We start from the raw sequence: 22,027 nt of genomic DNA, 5'->3' as shown, positions 1-22,027 counted from the left end.
GTCGCCGGCCCGCCCCCGGTCGCCGGCCCGTTCTCGGTCACCAGCCCGTTCTCGGTCACCAGCGGGCATCCTGGACCGATCGGATCGCGGCGATGATCCGTCCGTAGCCGGTGCACCGGCAGATGTTGCCGGCCAGCGACTCGCGGATCTCGTCCTCATCGGCGTCGGGACGCCGGGCCAGCAGGTCGGTGACGGCAACCACGAACCCCGGCGTGCAGAAACCGCACTGGACGGCGCCGTGGGCGAGGAACGCGGCCTGCACAGCGCGCGCCGGCCCGCCCACACCCAACCCGGCCACGGTCGTGACCTGGGCGTCGGCAGCGTCCGCGGCAAGGACCGTACAGCTTGTCACCAACCGGCCGTCCATCAGGACCGAGCAGGAACCGCACCGGCCCTGCTCGCAGGCATCCTTGACCGACAGCACGCCCAGTTGGTCACGCAGCACGCGCAGCAGGGACTCCCCGAACCAGACATCGGTCACCTCCCGCAGGCTGCCGTCGATGTAGAGCTGGTAGGACACCCGCGGTTCGGCATCGACGTCGGTACAGGTGTCACTGCCGGACGTGGCAGCAGGCCCGATGTTGCATTCGGCGCCGTGCAATGGACCTCCTCCAATGGACGCGCCCCGGTGGACACACTCACTCATGCCCGTGCCCGCCGGCCGCCCGCTGATACCCCGATGCACCCGGTGTTGCCGGCGCACCCGATCCCCCCGGTGCCGCCGCCGGTGCCCCAGCCGTCGGACGCGGCTGCGGGCCCGACAGACAGCGTCCGGCTGCGCGCGCCGCCAGCACCCCGGCGGCGTGCCGGCGGTAGGCCACCGAGGTGCGCAGATCGCCGGGGAGCGGAGCGGAGGCGGTCTGGACGGCTTCGGTGACAAGCTCGCCGAAGCCCGCAACGACGTCGGCGGGAGCCGTGCCCGTCGACCAGTCGACCCCCTCACGGACGAAGTCCTCCGCGGCAACCGGGCGGATCGGCCGGCTCGCCACCCCGCTGATCGCGCAGGCGACCCGCTCCCGCACCCGATCGACAACCAGTGCGCACGAGACCAGCGCCGCCGAGGCGGCCTGCCGTGAGCCGACCTTGAGGTAGACCTGGGGACCGCACGGCCGGGGCAGCCGGACCGCCGTGATCAGCTCGACCGGGCTCCGGCCGTCGGCCAGGTAGGACGAGATCGCCACCGTCCGCGCGCCGTGCACACTGTGCAGGACGACCTCGGCGTCGGCCGCGCTCAGGAAGGTCAACAGATCTCCCCGCGGATCGGCCGTGCCGAGTGCTCCACCGACCGTGCCCAGGTTGCGGATCTGCGGTGATCCGACGACCCGTGCCATGGCGGCGAGACCGGGTGCCAGCGACCAGCCGGCCAGGTCGTGGTAGGTGACGCCGGCACCGACGATGAGTCCGTCGGCACTGGCACCCCGGGTACGCAGTTCCAGGACCCGGCGCAGGGCGACGATCCGTCGCGGCCGGCGCCGGCCGGTTCGCAGCGCGGGGACCAGGTCGGTACCGCCCGCGAGCAGGTCCGCCGCACCGTCGGCCAGGATCTCGACGGCGTCGGCCACGGTCAGCGGCCGGTACAGGCCGGTCGGACCGGTCGGACCGGTCATCGAGTGGCCGGGCGGGTGGGCAACCTGACCGCCGGCCGCATCGTCGGCAGTAACAATCATGCGTGCTGCTGTGGGAGCGTCCTCACGGCACGGAAGCCCGCTGGCGGGTGTGATGGCAGGGATGACGGTCGGCCGCGCACAACCCCACATGACAGCCGACGATAGTGGCCCGAGGTTACACGCATGTTCACTATCGGCGACGTGCGGGGGCTTCCTGGCCGGCCGGCAGCAGAAGTCACCCGACGAAAGCCGACGTGGACGAGTCGGACGTCGATGGATCACAGCCGCATTCATCCGTATTGAACACGATACATCCGCAGCGGGAGTCATATCAGTCCGGTCCGGCGGTGTCCGGCATTACGCAAAAAAGGGAGCGCCCTCACGACGATGTCCGCGGGTTCCCCGAGCACGAAGAAACCATGATCATATCATTTCCGGCCGGCTGGGTCCGCGGCCTCGGATGGAAACCGCGGCCGCGTCGCTTCCGGAAGACAATGAGATATCGATCACCGTCACCTTGTGTCACACCCGGGACGCGAGGTCGAAACAGGGGCTCGTTTTAATCAGCACACTCGAAGAACACTTTTACCGGACTCGTTACCGGACCCGGCCGGACCGGATCGGAACCCGGCTCGTGATCTGCACCTGATACGCAGCTGCGGTCCGGCGACCTCTGCCCCAGGAGGTGGTTGACGTCCGTCCAAGAATGACGAACACAGATCCTTCGCTCCGGCACGGCTGGCATCCGGTCGCGCTGTCATCGGACATCGGTGACGAGCCGGTATCCGTGCGGCTCCTCGGTGACCTGTGGGTGATCGCCCGTCTCGACGACCGGGTGACGGCCCTTGCCGACCGCTGCCCGCATCTGCTGGCACCACCTTCGACCGGCCGCTCCGACGCTCCCCAGCACGTCTGCCCATACCACGGCTGGCGTTTCGTCGCATCCGGTGCATGTACGGCCATGTCCGCGCCCGAGTCGGGCGCTCTCCGGTCGGAACGCACCCGGGCCGCCCCGGCGTGGGGCGCCACCGAACGTCACGGACTGGTCTGGATCGCCCCCGAGGAACCGTTCGCGGACATCATCGGCCTGCCCGAGGCGGACGATCCCAGCTTCGACTCCCGGTGGCTGGACGTCACCCGGAGCCCGGCGTGCGCGGCCGTGCTTGTCGACGATCTCCTCGATGCCGCGAACCTTCCGTTCGTCCACCCGAGCGTGGTCTGCACCGACCCGATCCGTACTGGCCCGATCCGCACCAGCGTGGGCGGCGTGGGCGAACAAACGATTACCCTTCGCCGTAGCATCGCTGCCGATGGCAACGGATTCCGTATAAGGATGGAACAGACAGTCACCAATTCCGGGAAGCCGGCAGCGGCGGCCGGTCCGCGACCGCCGAGCGGCCGCCACCGGTCGACCTGTACCTACCGGCCACCGTTCCAACTCCGGCTGGTACTGGAGTATCCCGACGTCGGGATCACCAGTACGATCTTCTTCTGCCTGCAACCCGAGGACGCCGCGTCCACCCGTATCTACACCCGCCTGCTCCGCAACGATCTCGGCGGGAACCCCGACCGGCTGGCCGAGGCCGCCCGCATCGAACAGATGATCTTGGACCTGCACCTCGCTGCGCGGCAAAGACGCCCGCTCGACGGCCTGCCGCTGACACCCACCGGCTGCGGCACCAACGACGCCGGCGCAGATGCCGACATGCATACGGACGGTATGCATGCAGACAGCATGCCCACCAGCGTCCAAGCGGACGGCGTCCAAGCGGACGGCGTGCAGGCGGACGGCGCCGGAATCGCGTTGCGGCGAGCACTGTCCGCGCTGGTCGAACGGGCACGGCTGACCCCAACGCGCGACCGGCCCGGCGGCATCCGCTACGCCCGTCGCGCGAAGGCGGGCTCCCGCCCCTGACCTCCCCGACCCAACCCGCAACCCGCCCAACCCTCCGGCCTTTCCGTCATCGGCCCGCGCCGATTGCCGACGCACATAAACGCATATAAAAAGAACGACCAAAACCCCGGTACCGATATCCTCCCATCCGCCTTTCGGACACTCACACCCACCCCATGTCCCGATCCGTCCACACCGCTGTTGGTCGCCACCTTCCCAAGGCGGCGACCAACAGCGCAAAATGCCAGCTCAGACCAGGTGTCCGCGGGTCTTCGGCAAATAGTCGCCACAACAACCACTGCAATTGCAACGACCGTCCGGGCCACCCGGGGAAAATTCTGTGACCAGAATCAAGTTCTTCTCCTCGGGATCGCGCCGCCACCACGGCCTCAGACCCATGACACACACCGGTGTCACCTCCAGGCGCTCCGGCTCATCGCGCCGAAACCCCCACGCAATCCATGCATGACGAAGCTGTAGGTGGAAACCGTCGTTACAGCAGCGGTTTCCACCTACACCTTCCGCTCTACAGGTTTTCGAAGAGGAGCAGAACGAGGTCGGTACTACCGTCGCCGCCCGCGAGGACCTCGATGTTCTGGCCCTTTTCCTCGAAGGTGAGCTTCGTTCTGCCGTCCGAGCCACCCTGCTGCAGGAACTTGTAACCGGCGGCGGGCAGCGCCTGCCGGTAGAACTGGACCGCCGCGGAGGGGGTCACGTCATGCAGCGAGATCGTCGCACGCTGGGGCTTGGACACCGAGACCGTGGGGGTCGCTCCCTTCGGGAACGGAAAGCCCGCGGGGACGACCGTTCCCTTAAGGGCTTCAACCCCCGCGGTCGCGCCCGCGCCCGCGGTGACCTGAGGAGCCGCCGTCCCTGCCGGAGGAGCCGTGCCCGGCGACACCAACAGGTCAGTTGGCAGGTCGGTCGGCAGGTCCACGGGTGGAACGCTCGGAGCAGCCTCTGCCGCTGTCGCCGGCGCGACCGCAGCAGAGGGCGACGGCGTGGAGCCACCACACGCACCGAGTAGGAGCGTCAGGCCCACGCCGGCTCCGGCCGTCACCGCACGAAGCTGCGGCCTTTCCGCTCGGCCCATTAAGGTCGTCAGACTCATCGGACTCATCAGATCCCCCACTCACGGACTGCTGTCCGTACATCCCCATACACGTGTTGACCTACGGGGCCCGGTAGCGCCCCTGCCAGAGCCGACCCTGCCAAAGCTATGTCCTATTCGACGTGCCGGACGTTCCGTCAGGACGGCGGGCAGGCGTTCCGTCAGGACGGCGGGCAGGCGTTCCGTCAGGACGGCGGGCAGGCGTTCCGTCAGGACGGCGGGCAGGCGTTCCGTCAGGACGGCGGGCAGTAAAGCTGCTGGCCCAGCGGCGCGAGGGTGAGAAACGGTGCGGCAAGTGTGCAGCCGAGCGCCGCGGCGGCCGCGTCGACGCCGTCCAACTGGTCACGCACGGCATCCCAGGGGGCGTCGCTCATCACGCCGGCCACCGGCAGCGGGCAGGCTGCCAACACCCATCCGCGGTCGACCACCACGAAACCGCCGCCCATCCCCTCCAGCGCCCGGGCGGCCGTCATCATGTCGTGGTCGCCGGCCCCGATGATGGCCAGGTCGCCGGGTGCCACGCTCGTGGTCATCGCGATCGCACCCTGACGCAGGCCGATCCCGCGGATGAACCCGACCCGCGTCCCGGCAGGCTGATCCGCGCGGCACGTGACAAGGGCTACCTTCAGCAGGTTCTGCTCCGGGTCGGCCTCGGCACAACCGGTAACGCCGCCGGTGACGGCCGGTCGCACCATAACCACCTCAACGCACGGCTCCTCACCCTGAATGAGGATCACCTGGACTCCGTTCACGGCCCGGCCGGCGGAACCGAGAGAGGCCGCGGGCACGGTGAACGATCCGCTGTGCAGCCCCGGGGGCAGCGACAACCGTTCGCGGGCCCAGGCGGGGATGACGTCGAGGTTGTCGAACAGCGGGCGTCCCCGCTCCGCGGCCAGCCGCCCACCGGAGAGCACGACCTCCGGCGGGTGGGGCCCGGCGATCTCGCTGACGATCTGGATGTCGGCCAGGTGCGTCGGCGTGAGCGATCCGAGCAGGTGGTCCAGACCGTGGCGGCGGGCCGGGGCGAGAGTCGCCATACGGACGGCGGTCAGCGGGTCCATGCCTGCCTTGACCGCCCGGCGGACGTCCCGGCCGAGATGACCGCGCACGACAAGATCGATCACCGTGCGTCCATCGGAGGCTTCCAGTAGCGCCTCCCAGGGGTCGTCGTCAGCGGTCCGCTCGACCGGCAGACCCCCCGACGCCGACCCGGACCCGGAGCCGAACGTGGGCCCGGAGGGGGAGACGGGTCCGAACCCGTCGGGCTCGGGCCCCACGGGGAACGCCCCCGGCATGCCGGTGACGTCCAGCGGCGGTCCCCCGGCGGACTCGGGTAAGGAAACCGGCTGCCGCGGCACCATCGTCGTCATTGCGGCAGGCATGGCAGGCGTTACAGGCAGTGCCTCCAGCAGCCGCATCGGGGTGCGGGTGGCGGTGGCGAGCTGCCCGCCGCGCGGTCCGCACAAGGCAGTCAACCGGCTCGTGTCCGCCAGCAGGGTGACCGTTCCGCGGGGCACGACGACGCGAGCAAGCTCACCGGGGGTCAACAAGGTCCGTTCGACCCGGATGTTCTCGTCAACATAGGCCGGCAGGAGGTAGCGACCGGAGGCGTCCAGCGCACGGCGAGCGCTCAGCGCCCCCGGCTGTGTCACCGCGGCGATGAACCGTCCGACGATCAGCAGGTCACGGCGCTGCAGCTCACCGGTGTGGACGACGACCAGCGTGCCACCATGCACGATCAGGTCCGCATCCTCCTGACCACCTGCGACCCGGTGCAGCCGCCGGAGTTCCGCCGGGCTCGGGGCGAGGTCGGCGCTGTGCGCGGCTGCGCGCCGCGGGAGGCGACCATGTCCGGCCGACGGTCCGGAAACCTGGGCCTTCCGGACCTGCCCGACCGGCTTCCGGACCTGCCCAAGCGCGCAAGAATCATGATCTTGTTCGGCTGGGGATCTTTCCGGCAGGCGGATCACAGGTCCGGGTCCGCATGCGAGCCACCCTTGTTGGCGGTCACGTCCGGCGGTCATGAAGCCTCCGCAGACACCGTTTGGACGAGGATGGAACATGACCCTGCGCAAAGAACTCGTTCGACAATGTGACGTACGTTATGCCTTGGCGCAGCCCTGCGACCTCGAAGTGGGTACGCGAACGCGGCATAGCCGCTTACTGTGCCGCCACAGAGCCGGCGACGCCCGCAAAAACGGGTATCTTAACATGGCTGTCATAGGTTCGGTGCCGGTGGTCACAACGGTGGGCTGTTCGAGAGATCCCGGACATCACAGCGACGCACCGGGGAGACGCATACGGGCTGTACCGGCTGCCCGGACGCATCCGGACTGTACCGGGCGCGCTCAGGGCAGACCCACCGGGCATGTGCCTGCTGGCATGCATGGTGCCAAAGGCGAAGCGATCATGTTTTTTTCGCGACGCCGAAGGCCCAAACTCTCCGGGTCGCCGGCGGGTGGACGCACCCGTGGCCGCGACCGCTAGACTTCGCCACCGTGCTGCTGAGTCCGCACGAACAGGAACGGCTGCTCATCCATGTGGCGGCCGGGCTCGCCCGCGAGCGGCGGGCCCGCGGCCTGCGGCTCAACCACCCCGAAGCGACCGCCGTCATCACGTCCTTCCTGCTCGAAGGCGCCCGGGACGGCCGTACCGTCGCCGATCTGATGGCAGCCGGACGGACCGTGCTCACCCGCGAGGACGTCATGGACGGCGTCCCCGAGATGCTCGGCGAGGTGCAGGTCGAGGCGACCTTCCCGGACGGCACCAAGCTGGTCACCGTCCACGAGCCGATCCCGTGAGCAGAGCCGAGCCCATGAGCGAGCAGATACCGTGAGTGAGCAGATACCGTGAGCGAAGCCGCCGGCATCCGGCCAGGCGAGATCCGCCACGACGGCGACCCGGTGGAGATCAACCCAGGACGACCGGCGCTGACGTTGCGTGTGCGTAACGTCGGTGACCGTCCGGTGCAGGTCGGGTCGCACTACCACTTCGCCGCCGCCAATCCGGCCCTGGAATTCGACCGGGACGCCGCGTGGGGGCACCGGCTGGCCGTTCCCGCCGGCACCGCCGTCCGGTTCGAACCCGGCGTCGAACGCGAGGTGGACCTCGTCCCGCTGGCGGGCCTGCGGGTGGTGCCCGGCCTGCGCACCGAGTGGGCCGGTCCCCTGGACTGCGCTCCTGACGAGACTCCGGCCGGCATGCCTGACGGCACTGCTGACGGCACTACGAACGGCGCTTCGGACGGTGCTCCCGGCCCGCCGGGCCGGCGCGGGGCGCGCCCCGTGAGCAGGTACCTCGACCGGTCCCGTTACGCCGACCTGTACGGGCCGACCGTCGGTGACCGCATCCGCCTCGCCGACACCGACCTGTTCATCGAGGTCACCGAGGACCACAGCCGCGGACCCGCCGGTGCCGGCACCGGCGACGAGGCGGTGTTCGGCGGCGGCAAGGTGATCCGGGAGTCCATGGGGCAGGCCCGGACGTCGCGCGCCGAGGGTGCCCCGGACCTCGTCATCACCGGGGCGGTGATCCTCGACCACTGGGGGGTCGTCAAGGCCGACGTCGGTATCCGGGACGGGCGGATCGTCGCGCTCGGCAAGGCCGGCAACCCCGACATCATGGACGGCGTCCATCCCGACCTGGTCATCGGACCGGGCACGGAGATCCTCGCCGGCAACGGGAAGATCCTCACCGCGGGGGCGGTGGACTGCCACGTCCACCTGATCTGCCCGCAGCAGGTCCCCGAGGCCCTCGGCGCCGGCATCACCACGCTGATCGGCGGCGGGACCGGGCCCGCCGAGGGCACCAAGGCCACGACCGTCACCCCCGGCCCGTGGAACCTCGCCCGGATGCTGTCGGCGATGGACGCGCTGCCGGTCAACGTCGTCCTGCTCGGCAAGGGCAACACCGTGGGTGAGGACGCCCTGTGGGAGCAGCTGCGCGGCGGCGCCGCCGGCTTCAAGCTGCACGAGGACTGGGGTTCGACACCGGCGGCGATCGACGCGTGCCTGCGGGTCGCGGACGCCTCCGGGGTGCAGGTCGCGCTGCACTCCGACACCCTCAACGAAGCCGGTTTCGTCGAGGACACCCTGGCCGCGATCGCCGGCCGGGCCATCCACGCCTACCATACCGAGGGTGCCGGCGGCGGGCACGCCCCGGACATCATCACCGTGGCCGCGGCGGCGAACGTCCTGCCGAGCTCCACGAACCCGACCCGCCCACACACCGTCAACACCCTCGACGAACACCTCGACATGCTCATGGTCTGCCACCATCTGAACCCGAGCGTGCCCGAGGACCTGGCCTTCGCCGAGAGCCGGATCCGGCCGTCCACGATCGCCGCCGAGGACGTCCTGCACGACCTCGGCGCCATCTCGATGATCGGTTCGGACTCACAGGCCATGGGACGCATCGGCGAGGTCGTGCTGCGCACCTGGCAGACCGCGCACGTGATGAAGGCCAGGCGTGGCCCACTGCCCGGGGACGCCCGCGCCGACAACGCCCGCGCCCGCCGGTACGTCGCCAAGTACACGATCTGCCCGGCCGTCGCGCACGGCCTGGACGCCGAGATCGGCTCGGTGGAGCCGGGCAAGCTCGCCGACCTGGTGCTCTACGACCCGGCGTTCTTCGGCGTCCGGCCGGCTGTCGTCATCAAGGGCGGGTTCGTGGCATGGGCGGCGATGGGCGACGCGAACGCGTCCATCCCCACCCCCCAGCCGGTACTGCCGCGCCCGATGTGGGGCGCGGCAGCAGGCCCGGCCGCGGCGTCGTCGCTGTCGTTCGTTGCCCCCGCGGCCCTCGACGCCGGTCTGCCGGGACGGCTCGGCCTGGCCAAACCGATGGTCGCGGTCGCGGACGTGCGCCGCCGAGGCAAAGCGGACCTGCCGGAGAACACCGCGACCCCCGACATCCAGGTCGACCCCGAGACGTTCACCGTGACCATCGACGGCGACGCCGTCGAACCTGCCCCCATAACCGAACTCCCCATGGCCCAGCGCTACTTCCTGTTCTGACCCCCTCGGCGCTGAAGTCCTGCCGGGCGTCAGTCCCGACCGCAGGCGTCCCGACGACGCCCACGCCGTGGCGCACCGTCCGCCCCGGCCAGCGGCTCGACGACCACCGTCCGGTAGACGCCGGCCCGCTGTCCTTCGTCCGGTCGGTGCGGACGGTTCGTGCCCCGCGGAACGCACCGCGGGAATGTGAACGCGCCGCGGGAATGTGATGGTCACCTCCGTGGGGCTGTTGACTGTTGTCTGCTGGCCGTTGGGAGGATGCCTGATGGTGGACCCGAGCCGGGCGGCGTTGCTGTTACTGGCGGACGGCCGGTTGCCGGCGGGCGGTCATGCGCACTCCGGCGGGATCGAGGCCGCGACCGTCGACGGCAGCGTCACCGATCTCGCCGATCTCGAACGCTTCCTGCGCGGCCGGCTAGCCACAGCCGGCCTGGTAGCCGCCACCTTCGCCGCGGCCACCTGCCGATCGTCCCGCCGGTCTCACCCGGGTGGGAGCGTCCCGGCCAAAATCGTCGCCGCCGAGACCGTCGCGACACCGACCGGGGTGATCGCCGATCTGGACGCCGAGTTGGACGCGCGGACGCCGTCACCGGCGCAACGTTCCGCGAGCCGCGCGCAGGGCCGGGCGTTGCTGCGCGCGGGCCGCGCCGCCTGGCCGGGCGTGTCCTGCCCGATCCCTGCGCCGCACCATCCGGTCGCGTTCGGCCTGGTCGCCGCACACTCCGGCCTCTCCCCCGCCGACGTCGCGCTGGCCGTCGCCTACGGCGCGATCAGCGGCCCCGCCTCGGCCGCGACCCGCCTGCTCGCCCTGGACCCGCTGGCGGTCACCGCCGTCCTCGCCCGCCTGTCGACCGATGTGGAGCACACCGCCGCCGAGGCGACCGCCCTGTCGAACCGCCCACCAGCGGGCCTCCCCGCGACCACCGCACCCCGCCTGGAACTCCTCGCCGAACGCCACCACACCGCCGAAATCCGCATGTTCGCCTCCTGACCCGGTCGACACGGTCAGCGTCCAAACAACTTCCCGATCGCCGCCGCGCGGGCCTACGGTGCACCAAAATGATCTCCGAACCGTCCCACGGGCCGCTATCGTGCGGCTCGGGCGGTGGTGGGAGCAGCTGTCATGACGATCATGAGAACTGATGGCGTCTCTGCTCACCTCCACACATCAGATTGCATCAACCTGCGGTACCGTTTGGTCGTAAGCTTGGTCGGATTGAGGCAGGACTTGGTCGGATTGAGGCAGGAGGAGTCCGGTATGGATGAGTCCGAGCTGCCACCGACCCTCGCCGACGCCGAGGAGATCGACGCGGATCCCGAGACCGAGCAGGCCATTGATGAGGCGCTCGAAGACTACGCCGCGGGCCGGTTCATCCGCTGCTACGGCGAGGACGAGTTCGACGCCCTCCTCGCCTCACTGGCCGCACACCCGCACCCTCGGGCCAGCTGACCGCATCCACATATCCGCGGACGAGCGAGTCGGCATCGAACAGTTGTTCAGGTCGCCTATCGTGTGCGCATGCCGACCTTCGACGCCGTCGCGAGGTTCCTCGCGGAGTACTCGCGGCTGAGTCCTGCGGAGCGTGCCGCGTTCGACCGGGCGCGTCGGCTGTTCGTCCAGGCCCTACGTGAGAGCCGCAAGGATCCCCGGCTCCGCACAAAGCCCTTCAGGAAGAAGCCGGGCGTCTGGGAGCTGACATGGGCGCCCGACGGCCGGGCGCTATGGATGTACAGCGACCCGGTCCCCGGCAAGCCCGGCCCACACATCATCTGGCTCCGCGTCGGCACCCACGACATCTTCGAGCGGTAGTAACCCTGCGCACGTCTGTCGTCGCGGGGTCTGCGGCGGAAGACTTTTGTCGACGCTGGTCAACACGGTCTGATATTCAGCAGGTGTCAGCGGTGGTTTCGCTCTGGCGCCCGTGACCAGGCCCTGCTCGTGCTGGCGTACCCGCACAACGGCGCCACCTACGAACAGCTCACCGAAGGCTTCGAGGGGGTAGCACCGCGCACCGCTACGTCCGCGAGGCCGTCACGCTGCTCGCCAAGGCCGGCCGGAGCCTGACCGCGGCGCTGTGGATGCTCGCCTGAACCCACAACAACTTCGCGATCCTCGATCGCATCGTCGTGCGCAGATAGGGACCGCATCCGCGTGCGCAACCGACTCTACTACTCGGGCAAACACAAGCACCACGGGGTCAACCTCCAGGGGCTGACCGGTCCCGACGGCCGGCTCATCTGGATCTCCGACGGGCTCCCCTGCGCCACCCACGACATCACCGCCGCCCGCCACCACAACGTCTTCGGACTCATCAGCCGCGCCGGCCTGTACCTGTCCGTCGACAAGGGCTACGTCGGCGACGAAACCGACCTGCTGCTCGCTCCGTACAAGGGCCGCGACCTACCCGACCGCTACCAGGATGCCAACCGTGACCAGGCGAAGATCAGAGCCAACGGCGAGCGTAGTTTCGCGACGCTGAAGAACTGGCACATCTTCGACCGGTTCCGCGGCTGCCCCCGTAATGTCGGCTCATTCGCTCAGGCCATGTTCGTATTGGAGAACGAAGGCCGGGAAAAACCAAGATGGAAAAAGCTCTGTGTACCAAATACTGGAGGTACCAATAAGCCCAGCCGGCCCCTACATCCGGCACAGTTTATAACACCCGACTCGACGAGTACAGATCAACTGCAGGCGCAGGTGGAGCGGTCGTCAGTCGGATTGGGCGGGCCTGGCCTGAACCCGGGCACACCGCCACCGTCCGGGGCGACGACTGCGCCGCCTGGTGCATCGCCTCCACGAACCCCGACCCCGGGCCGAAATCCCATGTCTGGATCAGTGTCCGGTAGCCGGCGGCTTCCAGCGTCCAGGCGATCCACTCCGCCCACGGCCGATCCACCCCGGTGTAGGACACGAAGAAGTCCAGGTTGCCGTCCGTACCACCCCCGCCGGTCACCCTGGAAGTGTCCCACCACGACCCACCGCACCGGACCATACCGGTACAGCCTTCACCAGCCTCCGTGCAGCCAAACCGGTCCCCTGGAGCAGGCTCTGGATGACCGGCGGATTTCCAAAGAAGTCGATCCTCACGTCAACATCGCCTGGGTGATGTGTGCGCACTGCTCCGGCCGGGGTTTCCCATGGCCGATCATCGCTTGCTCTCAGCTCACACAACATATTTTGATCAGGTCCGGGAGTCGTCGACGCGCTGACACAGCCATAACCGCAGCACAAGGATGGTTTGTCGCTGTTCAGCTGACGCGGAGCGTGGTGTCGGCCGGTGTTCGAACGTCCGTGCCGTCGATGCCAGATGCGGTTACGATGTTGGTGTGACTGAGATGCCGCTTCCCGAGGGCGAACAGCTGACCCAGGTGGCCCGCGACACTGCTGTGTCGGGGCAGGTTGTGTACCTGACCGACCGGGGCCAGCGGCTGGCCGCGATCGTCCCGGCCGGTCTCGCGGAACTTCTCGAGCGCAGCGGGGAGATGCCGGCCGGTCTGCGTGTACTGGGCGCCCGGGCCGCGGGCCGCAGCGGACGACACGACATATCCGAGCGTATTGAGGAAATCCTGCGCAGCGAGGTGACGCCATAGCCTTGGTCGTCGACGCAGGACCACTATATGCCTATGTCGACGCCGACGATCAACATCATGAAGCTTGCGCAGAGCTACTGGAAACGCATTCAGGTCCACTGATCGTTCCTATTCTTGTCGTGACCGAAGTCGTCTACTTGCTCAGTAGCCGTCTCGGCCTGTCCGCAGAACTCCGTTTCCTGGCGGATATGGCCTCGGGAGCATTCGACGTTGAGCCAGTCCACGCGACCGACGGGCTACGTATCGCCGATCTGGTCAACCGATACCGCAACCTTCCGCTCGGTACGGTCGACTCCTCGGTGATCGCCTGCACCGAACGACTCGGTGTCGATGAAGTCGCAACCGTCGACCGGCGGCATTTCACCGTTGTGAAAGCCAATCGCGTATTCACGTTGCTGCCCTGATCTGCCTCTCCTGACGCTGTCGTGACGACAACCAGCGAGAGGCTTACGACGGGAACGTTGCCGGCTGCGGTTCTAGAATGGAGGGACCGTGCTGGTCGTGGCGTTGCCGGCGGGCGTCTCCTCGAGGCTGATCTCCCAGTCCGACGCCTGGTCGAACGGAAGGTCGAATTTCTCGAAGGAGCAGTCGCGGGTGAATCCGTGTCGTGCGGCGTCCCAATCACTGCCGGATTTGAAATAGACCCAGTAGGTGCCGGTGATCCCGGTTATCGTGGCGCTGGAACTGCCCCGCACGTAAATAGTGACCTGGGGATTCGACGGGTTTCCGTTGGCCACCGAGACGGCGACGTCGGAGACGCCGCCATTGTTGATCCGCAGGCGTCCGGATCCTCGCCGTCCGGTTCGCTGGATGATCTCGCCGTTGGCCGCGCGGCGATCGGTGACCGGGGGAGCCACGGGCTCCGCGGGTAACATCAGCTCACCGAACTTCAGATTGAGCCCGGCAAGACCTTCCATGGCCGCCTTGTAGGAACTGGACTTCACCGCCCGGTAGACGTCCTGCTTGGCCTCGTACAGTTGCGTTTGCTGTGCTGCCTCGAGGCCACAGGAATTTGACTTCGTCACGTTCGCCGAAGAGATGTTCTTCTGCAGCCTGTCCCAGACGAAGACAGTGCTCTCCAGGCCACGGTGCTGCTCACGAGCCTGATAGGGCGGTGTGATCGTCTGCAGGTAGTCCCACTGCTTCTGCAGTATCGCGGCGAGATCGATGCGTGCGGAGTCGATCTCTGCGAGAGTGGTTGCCGCGATGACCCGGTCCATGGCGGGGCGTACAGCCTGCTCGACGCTGGTCAACACGGTCTGATACTCAGCGAGCGTCATCAGCGGTGGTTTCGACGCGGAGCTCGTTGCCAGGGAAGAGTTCGGCGGAACCGCTCGCCCGACCGAAGCATCCGTGTGGTCGGAGCCGGCATCGACGATGAACGCGATGGCGGCGACAACCGCCAAGACCCCCCACCCCACGGACGCGCCCACCAGACTCGTGCGTCGAATGCTTCGCATGACCGTCCCCGGTTCGATTGCAGTAATCACATCGTACATACTGCGGTCCCGGTTTGCCCGTGAACCGACGTCATATCGATTCACGGCAGGAGGCGGTCACCGGAACGACCGCACCGGACCTCCATCACCAGCAGGCCAAAGCTAGGCCTGCCCTGCACCCCAGATTGCAACTCCATCAAGATCGACAGATGTACCCGGCGGGAAATCCTCGAGCCCCCCTCCGGCGACCATCTAGCCAGAATGAGATCGGTATTACTTGTCAAGAGGCATGGCCACTGAAATTTTTCGAGAAACTCCTCGAATATAAACCTCGCCAAAGTCTGTTGTTGATCTCGACTTCCCGGCCTCGAAATCCAGATCTCCCAGTAGCATGGATAGCCGTCATAGACCATCCGATCTTCCGGATCCCGGGGCTCGGGGCTCGGGGACAGAGACATCGTTCAGCAGAACCGCACCACCAATGGATCCCTCCAAGCCTCGATAGCCCTTTCTGCGCACCGAGACACCGTCCTCGAAACGGGTAACATCAAAACCCATGCTATCGGCAATTCTGACAGCCACCCCAAAAAGATCGAGATCAAACTTGAAAAATATCTGATTGATGTCAGACATCGCCCTCAACCTCCACGAATCTCTGCGGAGCCATCTGGCTTGGTAATCAAAAGTCCACCGTCAACCTTCTGGACCATCATACTCGATCCGTCTCCGAGAAAAATACGCACTTGTGCAGGAAAGGATCGGGTGGCGACGTCCCCGAAAACATCGGACTTTGGACCGTTCACAGCCTGCCCCCCACGCCTTCTTGATTCCCTCGTACGCACCCTATGCGCTCAACCCCACCTGACGGCCATCAATTATCGCCCCACCATCGCCGCCAGCCTGCTTTCCTGCCTTAAGAATATTTCTCTGAACCGCATTCTTGCTCGAGCTTTCAAGAGTCTTGAGCTCTGTCATGAGACCGGGATCGCCGGGATCACGACGGACGATGATGTCGGGGTTCTGTTGATTTTGCATACTATGATCTGCGGGGCGAAAACGCACGTCTGCTCCTTCGTCAGCAAGCACACGAGCGATATCAATCTCCTTTTGTCTGACATCCCCCATGACTCCGTGCACACCTGGCTGAAAAGAATCACCGAGAGGGCCAGGAGTAAGCGAAGAAGCGCCAGTCGCGGGGTTGAATAAGGATGTTGTCTCTGACGCAGGCTCTCCGTAGAAGCTGCCGGATTCACGAGGAGTCGGATCCACCTGCGATCCAGCCGTTTCCAGGTCGTCGAATGTGATTATGGTGTCGTCCGCTTGATTGCTATGAGCGACCCCGCCAAAGTCACCGCTGGGTTTGTCAGGGGATATCGGGTGGGGACCGTTCGGGGAGGTATCGTCCGGGTTGGTGGAGTTGTCGTTGTTTCCGCATCGCTTCCCGCTTCCCCGGCCATCCGGCTCGTGGAGTGCAGTGCGGCGCTTTCGGGAAAACGGACGGCGGCGGTGCGGACGGTAACCCCGGCGGCCGCAATATCGGACCTGGCAGCGCGTAATACCCCAGCAGGATCAGCCACCGAACAGCGAACAGCGGCGGATGCCGCAGCCAGCCGCCGCCGGCCCGCGGCAACCGCGCCGACTGCCATCTCCTGACCGCCGTGAACAAGCGTCCGGGCCCCGCCCAGCAACAGCTTTCCGGCGTCGGCGACACCCCGAATACCGGCGACCGCCCGGCTGCCACCGCGTATCCCCCGGGCCAGCCCACCGACCGTCGTCAGACCTTTTGTGCCGGGAACGGAGCCGAGCAAGGCAAATGCGACGTCCCACGGGGACGCCTGCCCCCTGCCGTACTTCACCAGGGTGTCGGCGAGGACGACGACAGCGGCGGCGAAAACAACCCAGGCCGCCGGGCCACCGATAATCAGAGCGACCACGCCCAGGACCGCGACGGTGATTTTCGCGACCTGGACGGATGCCGTCCACACCTTCCCCGCGGTCTCCTTGACCTTCTCCCACGAATACCACGGCTTGTTCCTGATCCCGGCGTCGGAGGCGTCACGGATCGTCCGCACGCAGACCTTGGCGGCGTCCTCACGCATCGCTTTCGCGGACAACGCGAGCCGGCGGGCCGCGTCCAGCTCGTCCTGCCCGTCCCGGACGGCGTTTCGCGCCTGGTCGAGCCTTGCCTGTGCCGCGTCCCGGTTCCGGATGGCCTGTGCCATCTGCGCCGGGTCGGGCGGCGGGGGAACATCCGTGGTGTAGGTGGAGGACGCCGAAGCAAGATCGGCAAGGACCGCCACGTCCGCGGTCAACACGGCCTGTGCGGGGCCGAGGAGATTCTGCATACTGGCCCGCCGGAAACGGGCGTCGCGGCCCTGGGCCAACGCCCGGTCGGCCTGTACCTGCGCCGCGGCCAGAATCGGCTCATAGGCGGTCAGCGCATCGCCGACCATCCGGTAGGAGGTTTCCAGTTTCTGCAGCTGACCGGGGAACTCCGCGATCTCCTCCCGGAAAGCATCCCCCGCGTCCCCCAGCCACGACTCGACGACGCCACCGGTACCCAGGGACGCCACCTGACCGCGGGCGTACTCGACGTCCGCGGCGAATTCGAGAAACCTGCGCGCCAGCTGTCGTACCGAGAACGGGTCACCCGGTGTGGGGTCCGCGTCCAGGTCCAGAACTGCCCAGTCGGTGGGCCGGTTCCCCGGACAAGCCTGCGACCAGGGGACCGGAACCACCCGAGCGGATGGGATCAGACCGGGCTGTGTCCCTATAAAAGACAGCGCCCACGCAAAGAGGACAATTATGGCGCACGGCATGATCCTAGCGCAGAGGGTGACCATTAGGCCATGCATCTCCGAGTGCGGGTGCGGGGCCAGGAGAAGTTCGGGAAGGTGTACGGATGCACCGCGAGCATGACCTTCAGATGTTCCCCGCGGCGGGCGGCGGTCCAACCCGGGTTGCCGGCACCGGGCGGCTGCCTGAAGCGGCGCAACCACGGACGCCGAAGACAACGGAGCTGCAAACTCCTGAAGCGGCGGAACCACGGACGCCTCAGACTGCGGAACCCCGAATGCCGCAAGCAGCGGAGCCGTGGACGCCGGAAGCAGCGGAGTCGCGGACGCGCCCGGACGATCGGGCGATCCGCATCGGTGTCGGCGGGCCGGTAGGCAGCGGCAAGACAGCGCTGGTCGCGGCGTTGTGCCGGACTCTCGCCGGCACCCTGCGGCTCGCGGTCGTGACCAACGACATCTACACCACTGAGGACGCCGACTTCCTGCGCGCGGCCGGCGTACTCGACCCGGCACGCATCCGCGCGGTCGAGACGGGATGCTGCCCGCACACCGCTATCCGGGACGACATCGCCGCGAACCTGGACGCCGTCGAGGACCTGGAGTCGGACGTCGGCCCGCTCGACCTGATCCTCGTCGAAAGCGGCGGTGACAACCTGACCGCGACCTTCAGCTACGGCCTCGTCGACCGGCAGATATTCGTCATCGACGTGGCCGGCGGTGACAAGGTGCCCCGTAAGGGTGGCCCAGGAGTCACCAACAGCGACCTTCTCGTCATCAACAAGACCGACCTCGCGCCGCTCGTCGGTGCGGATCTCGGCGTCATGGCTCGGGACGCCGAACGGGTCCGCCGCGGCCGTCCGGTGCTGTTCACTTCGCTGGCGGCGGAAGCGGGGGCGGCCGAGGTGTCCGACTGGGTCCTTTCGGTCCTTTCGCAACGCGTCCTTTCGCAGCGTCCGGACCATCTGGCTGCCGAGGTCGCCGCCCCGAGTCGGCCGTCCTGAACCCGGCCAGCCCGCACCCGATCAGCCCGCACCCGGCCGATCTGAACCCGATCGCCCTGAACCCGATCGGCCCAGACGAGGCCGGCACGGACGACTACGGCGTCCTGGACGAGGGGAAAGAGGAGATGGAAACAGTTGCCGGGATGGTCTGCGCCGGTACGGGTCGTCCGCCGGCACGCATCGGCCGGACGTCGATCAGCGCGCACGCGGCCGTGCGGATCGAACCTGCCGCGGACGGCAGCGGAGTCCGCGGCAGCGGGATCAGCAATAGCGGGATCAGCGGCGGGGTCCGCGACGGTGGGGTCCGGGTCAGTGAGCTGAGGTCCGAGGTACCGCTGGTCCTGCGCCGCACCGGTGTCCGGCTGGAATCGGACGACGGGCTACCGACCGTCACCGTGCATCTGGTGAACGCCGCGGCCGGGCCGCTTGCCGGTGACCGGCTGCGACTCGACATCACGGTCGGCGCCGGGGTCCGGCTGGTGCTGCGCTCGACGGCCGCGACGGTTGCGCTGCCCGGGCACGGCGAGGAACCTTCGCTGTTCGACGTCCATGCCGAGGTCGGGCCGGGCGGCGCGCTGGAGTACCTGCCCGAACCGACTGTGGCCGCCCGCGGATGCCGGCACCGGATGCGGGCGACGATCAGGCTCGCGGCGGACGCCCGCCTGCTGTGGCGGGAGGAGATCGTTCTCGGGCGCTTCGGTGAACCGCCCGGCTCGATCTCGTCCACCCTGCGCGTCGACGTCGGGGGCAACGTCGAAAACAACGCCAAGGACGACATCGGGAAGGACATCGGCGCTGGTCGAACCGTCCGGCCGCTGCTCCGGCAGACTCTGCACCTGGATCCGGCGACCCCGGGCATCGACGGACCGGCGATCCTCGGCGACGCCCGTGCGGTCGGCTCGCTGCTGATCGCCGGACCTGGGCCGGACGGGCTGGGCCTGTCCGCCGGCACGACCGGCACGACCGGCACGACCGGCACGACCGGCACGACCGGCATCGACACGTTCGCCGTGCTCCCCCTGGCTGGACCAGGTGTCCTCGTCAGTGCGCTGGCGCCGGGCACGGTCACGCTCCGACGTTTCCTGGACGCCGGAGCGACAGCCGTGTTCACCCGAAACAGACCGCCAAACCCGCCTCCCGCAGACAGGTGAGGCCGGACGGACGGCCCGCGCTACGAGCTTGAGGTAGCACCCTCGACCAGGAAAAGCAGAGAGGACCGTTGTTTCGCCGGCCGGGATGGTCTGGACGGTCCACCAGCCCTCGCCGTGTATGTCGGCTGTGGAGCGATCGTGCGAGTCCAGCACATGTGCGAGCGTGGGCACATCCTGGAGGAGTACCGGGCGTGGCCTCGCCGTGGTGCCTCAGACCGATAGCGTTATATGATCAAGAGCATTTGACGGACCCGCTAGTGCAGTGATGAACATTCCCACGGCTGAACCCGCTCATTAGAGGACTGAGTGCAACATAATCGACGAATGACCAGGGTCGGGGGCAACGAGCATCCAGCCGCCACCCGGCAGGCTCTCCTGGCCGCCGCACGGCTGCGGTTCGGCACCCAGGGTTACGCCGCCACGGGTACCGAGGAGATCGTAGCCGACGCGCAGGTGACCCGCGGCGCTCTTTACCACCACTTCCGCGACAAAGCCGATCTGTTCGGCGCGGTCATGGAACAGGTCGCGCTCGAGGTCGCCGAACAGCTCGTGACCACGGAACTCAAGCGTGCCACGGACGAACCGGCCACAGACGCCTGGGAACAGCTGCGCACCGGGTTCCAGTCCTTCCTGGACATCTGCACCGACAGTGACTTCCAGCGCATCGTGCTGGTTGACGGACCGGCCGTGCTCGGGCACGACGCGTGGGACGTCCTGGTCGAGCGTTACGGCTACCGATTGCTCGCCGAATGGCTGGACAGGGCTGTCGAGGAGGGCCGGATCGACCCGCTGCCCATCGCGCCTCTCACCCGGGTGCTGGCGGCCGTCCTGTCCGAGGCGAGCCTGCTGATCGGCCGGGCCGGTGATCCCGCGCAGGCCCGCCGGGAGGCGGGCGAGGTTCTCGACCGCCTGCTGATCGGTCTGGAGGCGAAGAACAGCGTCCGATAGGTGTCTCTCCCCGACTCCTCACCGCTGTCCTCGGATCGCCGTTCTCGGATCGCCGTTCTCGGATCGCCGTTCTCGGGTCGGCGCACAGCAGAGAGCCGGCCACGGTCGACATGGCCGGCTCTCGCCAAGAATTGTGTTCAGGTTTGCGGAATCTGTCGAATTGCATTCCGTACGACGATTGTCCGCCGGCAGGTAATTGTCTGCCGGCCGACGATTACGTGTCAGCGATCCGAGGACTTAGGCCTCCGGCAGCGCGAGAAAAACATGATCGCGCCGCCTTTGGCCCTTTAGATGCTGCGCATGGCGCGCAGGGACTCCTTCAGCGAGGACGTGGTTGCGAGCACCGCGGAGGTCTCGTAGCCGCAGTGCGCCATGCAGTTCGCACAGCGAGGGTCCTTGCCCCGGCCGTAGGCGTCCCAGTCAGTGGTCTCGACCAGCTCCTTGTAGGAGGAGACGTAGCCGTCGCTCATCAGGTAGCAGGGCTTCTGCCAGCCGAAGAGCGAATAGCTCGGGATGCCCCACGCGGTGCAGGAAAGATCGCGCTTGCCCTCCAGGAAGTCCAGGAACACCGGCGAGTGGTTGAGCCGCCACTTGGCGCGCCGTCCGTCGGAGAAGACCTTGGAGAACAGCTCGCGGGTCTGCGAGACGCCGAGGAAGTGCTCCTGGTCGGGCGCCTTCTCGTAGGCGTAGGCGGGCGAGAGCTGGATCTGGTCGACCTTCACCTCGTCGTTGAGATAGGACAGCACGTCGATCACGTCCTGCGGGCTGTCGTTGTTGAAGAAGGTGGAGTTGGTGCCCACCCGGAAGCCCGCGGCCTTGGCCGCGGCGATCGCCTCGATCGCCTCGTCGAAGGTACCGGTCTTCTCCACCACCGCGTCGTGCCGCTCACGCAGCCCGTCGATGTGGACGATGAAGGTGAAGTACGGCGACGGTGTGAACTTCGCCATCTTCTTCCGAAGCAACAGTCCGTTGGTGCACAGCAGGACAAACTTCTTGCGGGCAATGAGCTGACGGACGATCTCGTCGAGCTGCGGGTGCATCAGCGGCTCACCACCGGCGATCGCCACCACCGGCGCGCCGCACTCCTCCACCGCGGCCATGGCGTCCTCGACGCTCATCCGCTGCTTGAGAACGGACGCCGGATGCTGGATCTTGCCGCAACCGGTGCATGACAGATTGCACGCAAACAGGGGCTCAAGCTCAAGAACAAGCGGGAAGTGCTTGCGACGCAGCACCTTCTGCTTGGCCAGGTACATCCCGATCCGCATCGAGTAGCGCCACTCCACCGCCACGGCAATACCGCCCTTCGGCGTCGACGTCGTACGGCCGTACGGCCGTTCCATCACAAGAACATACAGGGTGTACGTACAGCTTGTATGTCCATCGCGAACGTCGGATCGGCCACTGTCCGCCTCGAGCGGACCGCCCGTTCTCCAGTACCAGTGGCACCTGTCGCCGCAGGTCAGCGGGATAAT

The 22,027-nt window shown here is 67.5% G+C and carries 22 protein-coding genes and 2 pseudogenes; 14 read left to right on the top strand and 10 right to left on the bottom strand.

Annotated elements, in window-relative coordinates; all coding sequences use genetic code 11:
- Positions 1-55: 55 nt before the first annotated feature.
- Entirely contained in the window at positions 56-601 is a 546-nt protein-coding gene (locus CV1CTNOD_RS05735) for a (2Fe-2S)-binding protein (RefSeq protein WP_431607075.1), read from the bottom strand.
- Positions 602-638: 37 nt separating this feature from the next.
- On the bottom strand, positions 639-1,667 hold the full coding sequence (locus CV1CTNOD_RS05730) for an FAD binding domain-containing protein (RefSeq protein WP_431607074.1): 1,029 nt from the start codon (positions 1,665-1,667) through the stop codon (positions 639-641).
- Between the two features lie 646 nt (positions 1,668-2,313).
- Between CV1CTNOD_RS05730 and CV1CTNOD_RS05725 the strand changes: the two genes are divergently transcribed.
- Positions 2,314-3,522, top strand: a complete 1,209-nt coding sequence (locus tag CV1CTNOD_RS05725; RefSeq protein ID WP_131785124.1) for a Rieske 2Fe-2S domain-containing protein — start codon at positions 2,314-2,316, stop codon at positions 3,520-3,522.
- A 505-nt stretch (positions 3,523-4,027) separates the two neighbouring features.
- Here CV1CTNOD_RS05725 and CV1CTNOD_RS05720 read toward each other — a convergent pair.
- On the bottom strand, positions 4,028-4,543 hold the full coding sequence (locus tag CV1CTNOD_RS05720; RefSeq protein WP_131785123.1) for a hypothetical protein: 516 nt from the start codon (positions 4,541-4,543) through the stop codon (positions 4,028-4,030).
- 177 nt (positions 4,544-4,720) lie between these two features.
- Between CV1CTNOD_RS05720 and CV1CTNOD_RS24435 the strand changes: the two genes are divergently transcribed.
- Complete coding sequence (locus CV1CTNOD_RS24435) at positions 4,721-4,864, top strand: hypothetical protein (protein ID WP_165485329.1); 144 nt, start codon at positions 4,721-4,723, stop codon at positions 4,862-4,864.
- Here CV1CTNOD_RS24435 and CV1CTNOD_RS05715 read toward each other — a convergent pair.
- Complete coding sequence (locus CV1CTNOD_RS05715) at positions 4,846-6,636, bottom strand: adenine deaminase C-terminal domain-containing protein (protein ID WP_131785121.1); 1,791 nt, start codon at positions 6,634-6,636, stop codon at positions 4,846-4,848. The two genes, CV1CTNOD_RS24435 and CV1CTNOD_RS05715, sit on opposite strands and share 19 nt — an antisense overlap.
- Before the next feature lie 474 nt (positions 6,637-7,110).
- Here CV1CTNOD_RS05715 and CV1CTNOD_RS05710 point away from each other — a divergent pair, with 474 nt between their 5' ends.
- The 7 genes and pseudogenes from CV1CTNOD_RS05710 to CV1CTNOD_RS05685 all read left to right on the top strand — a co-directional run.
- Positions 7,111-7,413: an urease subunit gamma gene (locus tag CV1CTNOD_RS05710; RefSeq protein WP_131785120.1), complete on the top strand. Its 303-nt coding sequence runs from the start codon at positions 7,111-7,113 to the stop codon at positions 7,411-7,413.
- Between the two features lie 48 nt (positions 7,414-7,461).
- Positions 7,462-7,773, top strand: a pseudogene (locus CV1CTNOD_RS25445) (urease subunit beta); the annotation flags it as partial.
- A 123-nt stretch (positions 7,774-7,896) separates the two neighbouring features.
- On the top strand, positions 7,897-9,627 hold the full coding sequence (locus CV1CTNOD_RS05705; RefSeq protein WP_207386214.1) for an urease subunit alpha: 1,731 nt from the start codon (positions 7,897-7,899) through the stop codon (positions 9,625-9,627).
- A 265-nt stretch (positions 9,628-9,892) separates the two neighbouring features.
- Positions 9,893-10,618 carry an urease accessory protein UreF gene (locus tag CV1CTNOD_RS05700; protein ID WP_131785119.1) on the top strand — a complete coding sequence of 242 codons (726 nt, stop codon included), beginning with the start codon at positions 9,893-9,895 and terminating at the stop codon, positions 10,616-10,618.
- A 267-nt stretch (positions 10,619-10,885) separates the two neighbouring features.
- On the top strand, positions 10,886-11,077 hold the full coding sequence (locus tag CV1CTNOD_RS05695; protein WP_131785118.1) for a hypothetical protein: 192 nt from the start codon (positions 10,886-10,888) through the stop codon (positions 11,075-11,077).
- Positions 11,078-11,146: 69 nt separating this feature from the next.
- On the top strand, positions 11,147-11,437 hold the full coding sequence (locus CV1CTNOD_RS05690; RefSeq protein WP_131785116.1) for a hypothetical protein: 291 nt from the start codon (positions 11,147-11,149) through the stop codon (positions 11,435-11,437).
- Positions 11,438-11,779: 342 nt separating this feature from the next.
- Positions 11,780-12,178: pseudogene (locus tag CV1CTNOD_RS05685) on the top strand (transposase family protein); the annotation flags it as partial.
- 103 nt (positions 12,179-12,281) lie between these two features.
- Here CV1CTNOD_RS05685 and CV1CTNOD_RS05680 read toward each other — a convergent pair.
- A complete protein-coding gene (locus tag CV1CTNOD_RS05680) occupies positions 12,282-12,581 on the bottom strand; it encodes a toll/interleukin-1 receptor domain-containing protein (RefSeq protein WP_242606398.1) in 300 nt (99 codons plus the stop codon).
- A 382-nt stretch (positions 12,582-12,963) separates the two neighbouring features.
- Here CV1CTNOD_RS05680 and CV1CTNOD_RS05675 point away from each other — a divergent pair, with 382 nt between their 5' ends.
- On the top strand, positions 12,964-13,218 hold the full coding sequence (locus tag CV1CTNOD_RS05675; RefSeq protein ID WP_242606401.1) for a hypothetical protein: 255 nt from the start codon (positions 12,964-12,966) through the stop codon (positions 13,216-13,218).
- A gap of 2 nt (positions 13,219-13,220) precedes the next feature.
- Positions 13,221-13,622, top strand: a complete 402-nt coding sequence (locus CV1CTNOD_RS05670; protein WP_207386213.1) for a type II toxin-antitoxin system VapC family toxin — start codon at positions 13,221-13,223, stop codon at positions 13,620-13,622.
- A 72-nt stretch (positions 13,623-13,694) separates the two neighbouring features.
- Here CV1CTNOD_RS05670 and CV1CTNOD_RS05665 read toward each other — a convergent pair whose 3' ends face one another.
- The 4 genes from CV1CTNOD_RS05665 to CV1CTNOD_RS05650 form a co-directional block, all read right to left on the bottom strand.
- A complete protein-coding gene (locus tag CV1CTNOD_RS05665) occupies positions 13,695-14,639 on the bottom strand; it encodes a hypothetical protein (RefSeq protein ID WP_207386212.1) in 945 nt (314 codons plus the stop codon).
- A 420-nt stretch (positions 14,640-15,059) separates the two neighbouring features.
- Complete coding sequence (locus CV1CTNOD_RS05660) at positions 15,060-15,290, bottom strand: hypothetical protein (protein ID WP_131785111.1); 231 nt, start codon at positions 15,288-15,290, stop codon at positions 15,060-15,062.
- Positions 15,291-15,500: 210 nt separating this feature from the next.
- Entirely contained in the window at positions 15,501-15,782 is a 282-nt protein-coding gene (locus CV1CTNOD_RS05655) for a hypothetical protein (RefSeq protein WP_131785109.1), read from the bottom strand.
- A 179-nt stretch (positions 15,783-15,961) separates the two neighbouring features.
- On the bottom strand, positions 15,962-17,476 hold the full coding sequence (locus CV1CTNOD_RS05650) for a WXG100 family type VII secretion target (RefSeq protein WP_207386211.1): 1,515 nt from the start codon (positions 17,474-17,476) through the stop codon (positions 15,962-15,964).
- Between the two features lie 254 nt (positions 17,477-17,730).
- Between CV1CTNOD_RS05650 and ureG the strand changes: the two genes are divergently transcribed.
- The 3 genes from ureG (at position 17,731) to CV1CTNOD_RS05635 (ending at position 20,552) form a co-directional block, all read left to right on the top strand.
- Entirely contained in the window at positions 17,731-18,453 is a 723-nt protein-coding gene (gene ureG / locus CV1CTNOD_RS05645; RefSeq protein WP_131785107.1) for an urease accessory protein UreG, read from the top strand.
- Positions 18,454-18,578: 125 nt separating this feature from the next.
- The gene (locus CV1CTNOD_RS05640) at positions 18,579-19,604 is read left to right on the top strand and encodes an urease accessory protein UreD (protein ID WP_242606397.1); all 1,026 of its coding nucleotides are present in this window, start codon (positions 18,579-18,581) and stop codon (positions 19,602-19,604) included.
- A gap of 324 nt (positions 19,605-19,928) precedes the next feature.
- Positions 19,929-20,552, top strand: coding sequence for a TetR/AcrR family transcriptional regulator (locus CV1CTNOD_RS05635; RefSeq protein ID WP_131785105.1), 624 nt, complete (start codon positions 19,929-19,931; stop codon positions 20,550-20,552).
- A 287-nt stretch (positions 20,553-20,839) separates the two neighbouring features.
- On the opposite strand, the gene hpnH is transcribed toward CV1CTNOD_RS05635, so the two are convergent.
- Positions 20,840-21,844 (bottom strand): adenosyl-hopene transferase HpnH, encoded by a 1,005-nt coding sequence (gene hpnH, locus CV1CTNOD_RS05630; protein ID WP_131769673.1) that lies wholly within the window; start codon positions 21,842-21,844, stop codon positions 20,840-20,842.
- Between the last annotated feature and the right edge of the window lie 183 nt (positions 21,845-22,027).

The organism is Protofrankia symbiont of Coriaria ruscifolia (assembly GCF_900634745.1).
Classification (GTDB): Bacteria; Actinomycetota; Actinomycetes; order Frankiales; family Frankiaceae; genus Protofrankia; species Protofrankia californiensis.
The sequence above is the reverse complement of the archived record's forward strand: the minus strand, read 5'-3'. Positions and strand labels throughout refer to the sequence as shown.

Coding starts and splice junctions, on each gene's coding strand:
- CV1CTNOD_RS05730 (WP_431607074.1), bottom strand. CDS start 1,667: ATGATTGTTACTGCCGACGATGCGGCCGGCGGTCAGGTTGCCCACCCG.
- CV1CTNOD_RS05725 (WP_131785124.1), top strand. CDS start 2,314: ATGACGAACACAGATCCTTCGCTCCGGCACGGCTGGCATCCGGTCGCG.
- CV1CTNOD_RS24435 (WP_165485329.1), top strand. CDS start 4,721: ATGTCCTATTCGACGTGCCGGACGTTCCGTCAGGACGGCGGGCAGGCG.
- CV1CTNOD_RS05715 (WP_131785121.1), bottom strand. CDS start 6,636: ATGACCGCCGGACGTGACCGCCAACAAGGGTGGCTCGCATGCGGACCC.
- CV1CTNOD_RS05700 (WP_131785119.1), top strand. CDS start 9,893: ATGGTGGACCCGAGCCGGGCGGCGTTGCTGTTACTGGCGGACGGCCGG.
- CV1CTNOD_RS05695 (WP_131785118.1), top strand. CDS start 10,886: ATGGATGAGTCCGAGCTGCCACCGACCCTCGCCGACGCCGAGGAGATC.
- CV1CTNOD_RS05690 (WP_131785116.1), top strand. CDS start 11,147: ATGCCGACCTTCGACGCCGTCGCGAGGTTCCTCGCGGAGTACTCGCGG.
- CV1CTNOD_RS05675 (WP_242606401.1), top strand. CDS start 12,964: ATGCCGCTTCCCGAGGGCGAACAGCTGACCCAGGTGGCCCGCGACACT.
- CV1CTNOD_RS05660 (WP_131785111.1), bottom strand. CDS start 15,290: ATGTCTGACATCAATCAGATATTTTTCAAGTTTGATCTCGATCTTTTT.
- CV1CTNOD_RS05655 (WP_131785109.1), bottom strand. CDS start 15,782: ATGGGGGATGTCAGACAAAAGGAGATTGATATCGCTCGTGTGCTTGCT.
- CV1CTNOD_RS05650 (WP_207386211.1), bottom strand. CDS start 17,476: ATGCCGTGCGCCATAATTGTCCTCTTTGCGTGGGCGCTGTCTTTTATA.
- ureG (WP_131785107.1), top strand. CDS start 17,731: ATGCCGCAAGCAGCGGAGCCGTGGACGCCGGAAGCAGCGGAGTCGCGG.
- CV1CTNOD_RS05640 (WP_242606397.1), top strand. CDS start 18,579: ATGGAAACAGTTGCCGGGATGGTCTGCGCCGGTACGGGTCGTCCGCCG.
- CV1CTNOD_RS05635 (WP_131785105.1), top strand. CDS start 19,929: ATGACCAGGGTCGGGGGCAACGAGCATCCAGCCGCCACCCGGCAGGCT.